8 protein-coding genes and 1 pseudogene are annotated in these 12,371 nt (G+C 40.0%); 7 read left to right on the plus strand and 2 right to left on the minus strand.

All coding sequences use genetic code 11. The features are described from left to right. The first annotated feature begins 54 nt into the window (after positions 1-54). Both EA365_16060 and EA365_16065 read left to right on the plus strand, forming a co-directional pair. Positions 55-321: a hypothetical protein gene (locus tag EA365_16060; GenBank protein TVQ42062.1), complete on the plus strand. Its 267-nt coding sequence runs from the start codon at positions 55-57 to the stop codon at positions 319-321. A gap of 95 nt (positions 322-416) precedes the next feature. Next, positions 417-1,127, plus strand: coding sequence for a Uma2 family endonuclease (locus EA365_16065; protein ID TVQ42063.1), 711 nt, complete (start codon positions 417-419; stop codon positions 1,125-1,127). Here EA365_16065 and EA365_16070 read toward each other — a convergent pair. After that, positions 1,124-2,305: an aldo/keto reductase gene (locus EA365_16070; GenBank protein TVQ42064.1), complete on the minus strand. Its 1,182-nt coding sequence runs from the start codon at positions 2,303-2,305 to the stop codon at positions 1,124-1,126. The two genes, EA365_16065 and EA365_16070, sit on opposite strands and share 4 nt — an antisense overlap. A gap of 48 nt (positions 2,306-2,353) precedes the next feature. Here EA365_16070 and cadA point away from each other — a divergent pair, with 48 nt between their 5' ends. From cadA to EA365_16085, 3 genes and pseudogenes are all read left to right on the plus strand, one after another. Next, positions 2,354-4,591 carry a cadmium-translocating P-type ATPase gene (cadA, locus tag EA365_16075; GenBank protein TVQ42065.1) on the plus strand — a complete coding sequence of 746 codons (2,238 nt, stop codon included), beginning with the start codon at positions 2,354-2,356 and terminating at the stop codon, positions 4,589-4,591. An 880-nt stretch (positions 4,592-5,471) separates the two neighbouring features. Continuing rightward, positions 5,472-5,723 carry a UPF0175 family protein gene (locus EA365_16080; GenBank protein ID TVQ42066.1) on the plus strand — a complete coding sequence of 84 codons (252 nt, stop codon included), beginning with the start codon at positions 5,472-5,474 and terminating at the stop codon, positions 5,721-5,723. After that, positions 5,716-6,206, plus strand: a pseudogene (locus EA365_16085) (DUF3368 domain-containing protein). Before EA365_16080 ends, EA365_16085 begins: the two are co-directional and overlap by 8 nt. A 76-nt stretch (positions 6,207-6,282) precedes the next feature. Here the strand turns inward: EA365_16085 and EA365_16090 are convergent. Further along, on the minus strand, positions 6,283-10,272 hold the full coding sequence (locus EA365_16090) for a magnesium chelatase subunit H (protein TVQ42067.1): 3,990 nt from the start codon (positions 10,270-10,272) through the stop codon (positions 6,283-6,285). A gap of 264 nt (positions 10,273-10,536) precedes the next feature. Between EA365_16090 and EA365_16095 the strand changes: the two genes are divergently transcribed. Then, a complete protein-coding gene (locus tag EA365_16095) occupies positions 10,537-11,790 on the plus strand; it encodes a carbohydrate kinase (protein TVQ42068.1) in 1,254 nt (417 codons plus the stop codon). Between the two features lie 4 nt (positions 11,791-11,794). After that, the gene (locus EA365_16100; GenBank protein TVQ42069.1) at positions 11,795-12,082 is read left to right on the plus strand and encodes a hypothetical protein; all 288 of its coding nucleotides are present in this window, start codon (positions 11,795-11,797) and stop codon (positions 12,080-12,082) included. Positions 12,083-12,371 lie beyond the last annotated feature (289 nt).

Below are 12,371 nucleotides of genomic sequence, written 5' to 3' on the forward strand. Positions count from 1 at the left end.
AGGGATATAAATAAAAGGGTAATATCTTCTGATCAGGACCTAAATGAGTTTTATATGGATATTTTTGTCGATTATTTTCCTGAGAGTATAGGCGATCCTTATTCTTCTTTTTTTATTTCAGAAAGTCAGAATCTGAGTATAGTTGTTGTAGCAAGTTCCCAAGATGGTTTCAGAAGTTTTGCAGGTGGAGTGTCTTTTGTTGATGGACAATATCAAGAGATTATTTGTGGTACTAGCGTACCTAGTCAGGAAATTAATCCACCAGAACTAAATAATAACCAATTAACCTGTGGTGAAGGATCTGTAGAAATTAATCCTTAACTTTAGGTGCCAAAGCCATGCAATCTTTATCTCGAACCGAAGCTATGATAATAGCAAATAATCAAACTCATAACCAGGCTAAGGATTAACTAATAATGATTTCTACCTCCACTCCATTAGAAATAGTCTGGTCTAAACTACCAGAAGATTATGTTCTTCCTAATGAACCAGTGGATAATATCAATCAACCTTCTTTAGCGGCAGCTTTAACAGAAAGTTTACAATTAGCAGGATGGTTATCCGAAACAGCTATAACCGCCACTAACTATGGTATTTGCGCCACAGTCAACGGTAAAATTGTGGTTAAAGCACCGCATTGGATGTATGTACCAGAGATTAAAGTAGATAGGAGTGAAATAGTCAGAAGTTACACGCCCAATCTACAAGGAGAAAAACCCTTACTGGTATTGGAGTTTTTATCCGACACAGAGGGAGGGGAATTTTCTGCCAAACAAACCTATCCACCGGGGAAATTTTTCTATTACGAAAAAATCGTACAAGTACCCAATTACGGGGTATTTGACCCCAATAGTGGCAATTTAGAAGTTTATAAGCTGACAGGATCTGGAAACTATGAATTAGAAAAACCCCAGACTGAAAATCGCTGTTGGATCGCCCAAATGGGATTATACTTGGGAGTATGGCAAGGAACGAGAGAAAACCGTCAGGGATACTGGCTACGTTGGTGGGATGACCAGAATAATATGTTATTATGGGGTTCGCAAATAATTGCCCAAGAGCGTCAAAAATCGGAAAAGTTAGCAGCTAAATTGCGCGAATTGGGTATTGATCCTGAATTGATTTAACTTTGAGAGAGACGTTTAACCGAACTTCCCCCAAGTAATTGATCTGCTTGAGCTAGGATAGCAGGTATTTTACTAGCGTGAGGACTTTGGGAGAGACAATCGGTTAAATCAAGTTGCCCTATGTTATTAGCTTTAGCACCAGGAAACCAGTGACTAGCATTACCAAGGAGATTATAACGCATTTTGCCATAGTCAACTAAATCGTAGGCGATCGCCAGATTATAAAGCCAGAGAATGACAGGAATATTAACGCCTCCTGGGGTAGCTTCAGGGGTAGGTAACCCTTGATGCCAAGTTTCATACCAATCTTTACCAAGACGGGCGATCGCTTCGGTTTCTAAACGTTGGAGAATAGGGTTAAGAATTGCTTGTGCGTCATCTAAAAGAGGGATAGTTTTCAGGTGTTCCTCAAAATCTGTAGGTTTAGCTGCACCTAAACTGAGGGTATGTACTTCAGGATGAGAGAGACAAAAGAGATTATTAAATACTATAGGGCTAAGGGGTTGACATAAATCTACCAGTTTTTGGGGTGGTTGGTAGAGTTGTCCCCCCTTATCGGAGGGACTAATAATAAATACACCTAGATCGTAGGTTTTAGCAGTAGTAATCGCTGACCAGTTAAATTGATTAATATAATACCAATGAAGATTAACATAATCAAATTGATTGGTCTCGATAGTTTTAATAATAACATCAGTAGGCCCATGGGTGGAGAAGCCAATAAAGCGAACTTTACTATCTTTTTGTAATTGTTTAGCTACATCTAGACATCCACCAGGACGAATACATTGTTCTAACAATTCAGGAGTATTAATCCCGTGGAGAGAGAATAAATCCACATAATCAAGCTGCAAAAACCGTAAAGACTGCTCAAAATTGCGTCTAAATTCCCCCGAATCAGGTTTAGGAGATACTTTAGTTTGGACGATAAGTTTTTCTCGGGGTAATTGGGGTAAAACCTTACCTAATTGCATTTCTGATGTACCATAACCCCTAGCGGTTTCAATGTGATTAATTCCCAAGTCAAAAGCGCGAAAAATAGTTTTAGCGAGATTTTCTTGATTATCAGGGGGAATTTCAGTCTCTGGTACATCTTGCCATTTATATTGATAGCGCATTCCTCCACAGGAAAAAATGGGTATCTGTAATTCGGTGCGTCCAAAACGTCGGTATAACATAAAAAGAAATTGGTAAACTAAAAAATACCTAGATTAACAACAAACAGTATGCTCTTCGTTAAAGAATTAACTCAAAACCAGATTAACACAGTAGCCCTAGACGTGAGAGGGATGAAGTGCGCAGGTTGTGTTAAAGCGGTGGAACGTCAATTAACACAAAATCCTGGGGTTGTTTCTGCTTGTGTCAATTTAGTCACGGAAATAGCGGTGGTGGAATATACACCCGAGTTAATTAAACCAGAAACAATCGCCCAAAATCTCAGCGATCGCGGTTTTCCTAGTCAACTACGTTCTAGTGTAAACGAAAATCGACTCAAGGCTGACCAAGAATTACTGGCGAGAAATAATCGTCTTCAACGTGAGCAATTTTGGCAATTAATTACTGCTGCTGTTTTGTTGTTATTTTCTACGATTGGACATTTACAACATCATCTGGGATGGCATTTACCCCTATTGCATAATATCTGGTTTCATTGGGCTTTAGCTACTCTAGCTTTAATTATCCCTGGTAGAGAGATTATCATTGATGGTGCGCGCGCTTTTTGGTACAAAATGCCTAACATGAATACATTAGTAGGATTAGGTACTTTAAGTGCTTATTTAGCTAGTTGTGTGGCTTTATTATTGCCTAATTTAGGTTGGGAATGTTTTTTTGATGAACCTGTAATGTTATTAGGGTTTATTTTTTTAGGACGTACTTTAGAAGGAAGAGCTAGGGGGAGAGCTTTTGCGGCTTTATCTGGTTTAATGGCTTTACAACCAGAGGTAGCTAATTTAATCACCGTTAATGATCCTGACAATGGTATCAAAATACCAGTAGAACAAATTCGTATCGGGGAATGGGTAAGGGTTTTACCAGGTGAGAGAATACCCATCGACGGAGAAGTTATCCAGGGAGAAACTACGGTAGATGAATCGATGTTGACGGGAGAAGTGTTACCAGTAGTTAAAAAACCTGGAGATGAGGTTAACGCCGGAACGATTAATCATTCAGGAGTAATTACCCTTCGTGTCACTCGTACAGGTAGTCAAACTAATTTAGCGCAAATTATCGCTTTAGTAGAAACAGCCCAAATGCAAAAAGCGCCTATGCAACGTTTAGCTGATACGGTAGCGGGTTATTTTGCTTATGGGGTAATGGCGATCGCTGCTGTGACTTTGACAGTTTGGTTGATGGTAGGTGCATCTTTATTATTGAGTTTGAAGTTGGCGATCGCTGTTTTAGTGATTGCTTGTCCTTGCGCTTTGGGTTTGGCTACTCCTACTGCTATTTTGGTAGGTACAAGTCTCGGTGCCCAACATGGTATCTTGATTAAAGGTGGTGGAGTATTAGAACAAGTTCACCGTCTCAAGACTGTTGTCTTTGATAAAACCGGGACTTTGACTTTGGGTAAACCGACAGTAACCGCTTGTTTACCTTTAACTGAGGGGATTGACTCGGTAGAATTATTACGTCTAGCTGCTAGTGTGGAAAGGGGTAGTAATCATCCTTTGGCTAAAGCTATTGTCGAAGCTTCTCAACAACAGGAGTTAATTCTAGATGCAGCTACAGATTATCAGACTAACCCTGGTTTGGGTGTTAAGGCTAAAATGGGGGGGGAGATGATTTATCTAGGGAATCAAGAATGGTTGACTCAACAGGGAATTAATATTGAGGATAATTTAGATTTACCCCAGACTAGTCTAGTCTATGTGGCAAAAGAGAACACTTTATTAGGGGCGATCGCTTTAGAAGATTGTTTACGTAGTGATGCTCAAACTACCATCGCGCAATTACAAAACATGGGGTTAACGATAGTTTTAATGACGGGCGATCGTCCTACAGTAGGTGAAGCGATCGCTTCTAAATTAGGTATCAATCAAGTTTTTGCTGAGGTTAAACCCCAACAGAAAGCGACTCTGATTGAATCTCTCCAAGCTAATCATCAGGTAGTAGGAATGGTGGGAGATGGTATCAATGATGCTCCTGCTTTAGCCCAAGCAGATGTTAGTATTACCCTGGGGGGAAGTAGTGATATAGCTTTAGAAACCGCGGATATTGTCTTAATCTCAGCTCAACTTAAAGACGTGATTACCGCAATTAAACTCAGTCGCGCTACCTTTAATAAAATCTCTCAGAACCTCTTCTGGGCTTTAGGATATAATTTAATCGCTATTCCTATCGCAGCAGGTGTGTTGTTACCTCGTTATCAAATCTCCTTTACTCCTGCTCTTGCTGCAGCTTGTATGGCTTTTAGTTCAGTGATTGTGGTTAGTAATTCTCTGTTATTGAGGTACAAGAATTAAGCTTATCATGTCATAGCGAACCCCTTCGCGGATATCTTCGAGATACCTCCTGATTGGTGCAAGAAGACTATAGCGCTACTCCGAACTCTTTATATGGGTTTCATAACTTTAAAATGTCAAACACCTTACCTTGTACTGCTATAGTATAGTAAATAGATAGCACAGGGTAAACGTTAATTAAATTAACAATACTGAATTAGAAAATTTCCTAGGGCTATAAACAAAAAAAGTAGGCTTTTTAGCCTACTGAAAATAGATAAATTAAGTCAGGAAAAAATTAAGCTTCTACACCTTCTCTCGAATATAATAAATACATGAAAAGTGTATAATATTATAGTTTTCTAGGGATATCGATTAATCATGTAAGATTTTTTTTAATACATCAGCTATTTGCTCGGCTGTGTTTATCAAAGTTTGTGTTTGTTGAGAAACTCTGCGATAGCACTTAATTACATTACAATGTGATATGGGCTTATGATAAGCAGATATAGGGCTTGCTGAATAAATCTAAAACTTTGATTTGGTATGGGTTTAAAGTAGTTTTCTGTTCAAAAAAGTGTCAAATTTTCTAATGTATTATGCCAAAAAAAGTTTATTTATGTCTTTTAATTACTTAAGTAGTATAAATATTTGCTTCCTGTTGCAGGAGTGTCTGTTGCCTCTTGCCTATATACTCACCATTTCTTTTTTATTGTTAGTTGAGAACAAAGTATTAATTTGACTAACGTAGTTCTCGATGGTTTTACGAGATAAGCCAAGTATATTTGCAACTTTATGGCCACTATTTGTAGCACATAGTATCAAAGAGAATACCTTCAATGTGGGTGAAAATTTATTAGTTTTAAAGTAAAATTGAGACAATTATTGAAATATAAAGAGCATGACCACTATTTCCCTGGAAATCCCTGAAGAAATCTTAATTAGCCTCAAAGAAACTCCCGAAAATCTATCGAGAGAATTAAAAATATTGGCAGCGGTTAAACTCTTTGAACTTGGGAAGTTATCCTCAGGACGTGCTGCACAGTTAGCAGGAATATCACGAGTAGAATTTTTAACTATTTTAGGACGTTATCAAGTGTCTCCTTTTTCTTTAACTACTGAACAATTAGAACAAGATATTCTTAATGCCTAATCTCCAAGTCATTGTGAATACATCTCCTTTACTATACTTATATCAAGTTGGCTACTTGGAATTGCTGCAACGCTTGTATTCTCAAATCTTGACTCCTCCTGCAGTAATCGAAGAATTAGTAATCGGTAAAAGTGAGCCGGAATTGATGTTCCCAATATTCAAGAGATTGAATGGATTTCAATTACTCCTGTTAAATCAGTCAGTTTAATTCCGGCTATTATTGACTTAGGTAAAGGAGAAGCAGAAGTATTAGCTTTAGGATTAGAAAATCAAGATAGTTTACTGATTTTTGATGATCAATTAGCTCGACGTATTGCCAATTTATATCGCTTAAAATATTCAGGAACTCTTGGTGTTTTAGTTAAAGCAAAACAACTCGGTTATCTGTCTTCTGTTGCCCCTATTATTGCTAAATTGCGCCATCAAGGAATGTGGCTAACTGATAAAGTTGTCAATGATGTTCTTCGACTAGCAGGAGAGTAATTAAGTATTACTAATATAAATAAAAAAAGTAGGCTTTTTAGCCTACTAAAAACAGATAAATTAAGTCAGGAAGAAATTAAGCTTCTACACCTTCGATACGATCTTCTACTTCTTGATAAAGTTCACGGAGACGATCGAGATTGGTTTCGGAGGTTTCCCAATAACCACGTCCATTTACTTCAAGAAGTGTTCCGACGATTTTACGGAAGGAATTGGGGTTGAGATCCATGAGACGTTTACACATTTCTTGGTCTTGAATAAAGGTATTATTAGCCTCTTCATAAACCCAATTATCCACAGCTCCTGCGGTAGCTGACCAACCCATGGTATTAACTAGACGCTTAGATAGTTCTCGAACTCCTTCGTAACCGTGGTTGAGCATACCTTCATACCATTTAGGATTGAGTAATTTAGTACGGGTATCTAGACGGATGGTTTCGGAAAGACTTCTGACTTGAGCGTTAGCGGTGGTGGTATCAGCTATATAAGAAGCTGGGTTTTTACCATCGTTTCTCAGGGTGGAGATAACCTTGGTAGGATCAGAATCAAAGTAGTGGGAAACGTCGGTGAGACTGATTTCGGAAGAGTCGAGGTTTTGGAAGGTAACCTCAGCGGTTTTTAAAGCAGCTTCAAAGATTTCGCGATTTTGTCCCATCACACCTGGATTATCGGAGTTAAAGGCGAAAGACTTACGCTTGAGATACATCTGTTGTAACTCTGCCTCTTCTTCCCAACTACTATTTTCTACAGCGAGGTTAACGTTAGCTGCATAAGATCCAGAAGCGTTAGAGAAGACGCGAGTAGCTGCATCACGAACACTAACCCCTAATTCTTCGGCTTGTTCGAGTGCGTGCTTACGTACATAGTTCATCTCTAAAGGTTCGTCAGCTTCGGCGGCTAATTTTACCGCTTGGTCTAATAAACTCATCTGATTGATGAATAAATCTCGGAATACTCCTGAACAGTTAACTACTACGTCGATACGTGGACGTCCTAATTCTTCTAGGGATACTAATTCGAGTTTATTGATTCTTCCGAGTGCGTCGGGTTTGGGTTTAATTCCTAACATCCAGAGGATTTGAGCTAGGGATTCGCCGTAAGTTTTGATGTTATCTGTTCCCCAAAGTACGGAGGCGATGGTTTCGGGGTATTTACCGCCATTGTCTTGTTTTTGACGTTCTAAAAGGCGGTCAACCACGATTTTAGCTGATTGTACCGCAGCACTGGTGGGAATAGATTGCGGATCGAGAGCGTGGATATTTTTACCAGTTGGTAATACTCCAGGATTACGTACGGGGTCTCCACCTGGTCCAGGGAGAATATATTCACCTTCTAAACCTTTGAGGAGTCCTCCTAATTCGTTATCCGCACAAACTTGCTCTAAACAGAATTCGAGGTATTCAAAGAGTGGTTTGAGTAATTCTGGGTCAACTTTGGGATAACCAGAGTCTATCAAACTTTCTAACCAGGGTGCTTTTTTACCTAGGTTAAAGAAGTTGAGACGGGAAACTTTGTTAACTCTTCCGTCTGCTTCGGTTTGAGTTTCTACTAGTGCGGTTACTGCTTTACGGGTAGCTTGGGTGATTTGTTGTAGTAATTCTACGTCAGCGAGAACGCCATTGTTATTATTTTGGTAGATTTCCTCGATATCTCGTCCTATACTTTCGGCGATGATGCGAGGGAGAGAGACGATCTCGTCTTCGGGACGATCTAAACTAGCGATATTAACTAGAGTGGCGATCGCTTCAGTCGCTGTGGGGGGTTTACCAATGACGTGTAAACCACAGGGTAGCAGTCTTGACTCTATTTCCATCAATTTCTGATAGACTTTGCCTACTACTGTATCTCTTGCTTCAGGGGTTAGGTTACTAGCTTCTTCGGGTAAAGTGATATCTTGGTCAAGATTTACTAAACGACATTTATCAACGATACTGTTGAGGATAGCTACTCCTCTGCCTGTATCTTTAAGGGTTTGGTAGGAAGCGATTAACTCTGATAATTCTTTTAACCCTTTATAGAGTCCTGCATTTTCTGCGGGTGGGGTGAGGTAGGAGATCGTCTCTGCGTAACTACGACGTTTAGCGATGGTTGCTTCTGAGGGGTTATTAGCTGCGTAGTAATAGAGGTTAGGTATGTTGCCAATTAGGTTATCGGGGTAACAAGTACCTGACATCCCCATTTGTTTCCCTGGCATGAATTCTAGTGAACCATGTGTGCCAAAATGTAGTACTGCGTCCGCTCCCCAAATTTGGTTTAAATAGGTGTAGTAGGCAGCAAAACCGTGGTGAGGGCTGGCTGAACGTGAGAATAATAGACGCATGGGATCGCCTTCGTAGCCAAAGGTAGGTTGAACACCGATAAAGACGTTACCAAAGCTTTTCCCGTAAACTAGTAGGTTTTGTCCATCGCTGTTGAGTTCTCCTGGTGGTGGTCCCCAGTTTTCTTCTAGTCGGGTTGAGTAGGGGGTGAGACGTTCGTATTCTTCGACGCTCATGCGATAGGCGACGTTGAGTTGAGGGCTTTGATATTGGGCTGTAGCGTCGTGTAAGACTTCCTGCATCAATGCGGATGCTGATTCGGGTAAGTCTTGAATGTCATAGCCGTTGTTTTGTAAAGCCTGCATGACTTCATAAATTGACCCAAATACGTCTAGATAAGCTGCTGTACCTACGTTACCTTTGTCGGGAGGGAAGCTGAAGACGGTTATAGCTACTTTTTTGTTTAATTTGGGTTTTTTGCGCAGATTTGCCCATTTTAAGGCTCTTTGAGCGATGGTTTCAATACGATCTTGCAGGGCGATCGCTCTTCCTGTTGCTCCATCTCTGCCTGAGAGGATTAGGGGTTCAATCGCGCCGTCTAATTCTGGTATGGCTATTTGTAACGCTACTTGAATTGGGTGTAATCCTAAATCGCTGTCTTGCCATTCTTCGGTAGTTTGGAACACTAGGGGTAGGGCTACCATATAGGGACGATTTAGTCTTTGTAGGGCTTCTACCGCTGTTTTATGGTCTTGTCGAGCCGGACCTCCTACTAAGGCGAATCCTGTTAAGGAAACTACTGAATCTACTATGGGTAAGGGGGTAACGCCTTTGACGCTTTTATCATAGAAGTATTCTTCTATGGGTTTGGAGAAGTCTAAACCACCTGCAAAAACTGCGATTACTCTTGCTCCCATTGATTCGAGTTCCTGCACCATGGCTACATAGTGGGCGTCGTCTCCTGTCACTAGGTGGGTTCTTTGTAAGATTAACCCTATACATGGTGCTAGAGGATCTTTGAGTTCTCCTGGAATGTCTGGGCGATCGTTGTACCATTTTAGATACTCTTGCACGTCTTCAAACATTGTTGGTGCAAGAGGATGCCAAATACCCATATCTGGATATACTAATGGTTCTTGATAGGTGATTCCTTCGGTTTTTTGTCGATGGAGTACGTATTTATCAGCGATCATGATTAGGAAGTTGGCGATATTTTCTGATGATCCTCCTAACCAGTATTGAAAACTGAGCATGAAGCTGCGCGCGTCTTGGGCTTTATCTAGGGGCATATATTTGAGCACTTTTGGTAAGGTGCGCAAGAGTTTTAACATCCCGTCTTCAAAGGATGCCCCTGATTTTTCTTTGCGCTTACGCATGAATTGAGCGATCGCGCTTTTTGATTGCCCTAATTGTTCCATAGAAAATGTGCCTAGTTTGTTTAGGCGCATCATTTCTGGCATAGAGGGGAATACTATAATTGCATCGATGTTATCTCTGTTTGCCTTGACTGTTGCTGCTATCTTCGTTGCTAGATCTTCTATAAAAATTAAGGAAGCGATAAAGAGGTTCGCTTCGCTGATTTTTGCCTCGAAATCTGAGTAATTCTCCGGATTTCTGAGTTCTTCTAGTAGGTATCCACTCAGCTCTATCGCTAAATCAGGGTTATGTTGATTAATCGAGTTTACTGCTGCGGCTAGAGAACTTTGGTATTGTGGTTCTAGCACGACATAGACCACCTTGACTAAAGCTCTTTGTCCTATGTTTTCTGGTGCGATATGTCTAATGGTGGACTTGACGTGAGTGAACATATATTAGATTCTCCTTCACTTTAAGCTGTTTTTGATTTGGGCTTCTCTCTTTTTTTTACCAAAAAACGTACCTCTTTTTCCAGAAAAATGTTAATTTGCAACAATTTGATAAAAATCATCTTAATTATCTTAATATTTGTTTACAATTTCTAGAGCAATCACTGTTACTAACTTGAAATAATTCTTAATATATAATTTATTGACAAATTTAGTAAAGTGTGTATATAGTGACTCTAAAAAGATAGATAGACCAAAAAAATCTTGATGATATATCTTGGGCTTGATTTTGGCACTTCTGGAGCCAGAGCGATCGCTATTAATGAAAAGAAAGAGATAGTAGCTCAAGGTAGTTATAGTTGGAATCAACCTCACTCTAGTCAAGAATGGCAAGAAGCACTCTGGTATCTATTGGCAGAGTTACCTAGAGATATTCGTAAAAATCTCCAAGGTATCGCTATTGATGGAACTTCGGCTACGGTTTTACTATGCGATCGCTCTGGTACTCCTATAACTCCTCCACTAATGTATAATGATGCTAGGGCAGTTACTGTCTTACCTCAATTAGAGCAAATAGTACCACCAGGAAATTTAGTCTTAAGTGCTACTTCTAGTCTGGCTAAGCTTTTTTGGTGGTCTCAACAGGATCTTATTAACCAAGCAAGCTATTTTCTCCATCAAGCAGATTGGCTAGCTTTTTTACTTCATGGGGTGGGGGGTGTGTCTGACTATCATAATGCTCTCAAACTAGGCTACGACGTCAGGAGACTGTGTTATCCTGATTGGTTGGTGAATTTAAACCTTTTTAGTCTTTTACCCCGTGTCTATACTCCAGGGCAGGCGATCGCTCCTATTCAAGAAAGCATTAGGAAAGGTTTTGCTATATCCCAAACTTGTCTAGTACACGCAGGCACTACAGATAGTATAGCGGCTTTTCTAGCTAGTGGTGCGAGTCATCCTGGGGAAGGGGTAACCTCTCTAGGCTCTACTCTAGTGTTAAAATTATTGAGTCAGACTTATGTAGAGAATCTCTCGTCAGGAGTTTATAGTCACCGTTTAGGTAATCTCTGGTTAACTGGAGGTGCATCGAATACGGGTGGTGCTGTTTTAAAACATTATTTTAGGGAAACTGAGTTAGTTAACCTGAGTCAACAGATTAACCCTAGAGAAACAATTAACCTAGACTATTACCCTTTATTAGAGCCTGGGGAACGTTTCCCTGTCAATAATCCTCACCTGATGCCTAAGTTAGATCCTCGCCCCGATGATGATCAAGTATTTCTACAGGGTTTATTAGCAGGTATCGCCAATATTGAAGAGCAAGGTTATCGCTTATTAGAGGAATTAGGGGCTACTCCCTTGACTAAAGTTTACACCGCAGGGGGTGGGGCTAAGAATACTACTTGGCAAAAAATGCGAGAATTACGCTTACAAGTTCCGGTTTTAGTATCTAAACATACAGACGCAGCCTATGGAGCAGCCTTGTTGATGTTATACTGTAAAGAAAAAGAGGAAAATTAAGCAGATGGAAGATAAAAATACTTACCAAGGCGAAATGGAGACAAAACTCCAACAATTAGGCGCTCAATTAGATACCTTAAAAGCCAAAAGTGATCAAGCTACAGCAGATGCTAAAGCAGAGATTGACAAACATATTCAAGAGTTAACAGCTAAACAAGAAGAATTAAAACAAAGATTAGCTGAGTTAAAAAATTCTAGCGATGATGCTTGGGAAAGTCTTAAAACTGGCGTACAAACTGCTTGGGATGATTTAAGCAAAGCTTTTGATGAAGCAGTATCTAAATTTAAATAAGTAGGTTGTGTTAGCGTAGCGTAACACAACAAGACTGGGATAACTTCGCTCTAAGTGCTACCCATAGCTTCTCTTACAGCACTATGAACTTTCCTCAGGATAGCTTCGCTGCGCTCGCTATGACTTTTATCAAAAGAATGGGTTGAAAACCCCATCTGCCAAGCAGGGCTTGTCTTAATGGGAATTTTGAGCTAAACTATTGGTTAGTCTTCAGGTTGAAATACCGGCGCACAAAGATCTATTGTTAGCTCAAGAATCACCATACTTGTGGGGAGTGTCAATAAGATGT

This window comes from Gloeocapsa sp. DLM2.Bin57 (genome assembly GCA_007693955.1).
Taxonomy (GTDB): domain Bacteria; phylum Cyanobacteriota; class Cyanobacteriia; order Cyanobacteriales; family Gloeocapsaceae; genus Gloeocapsa.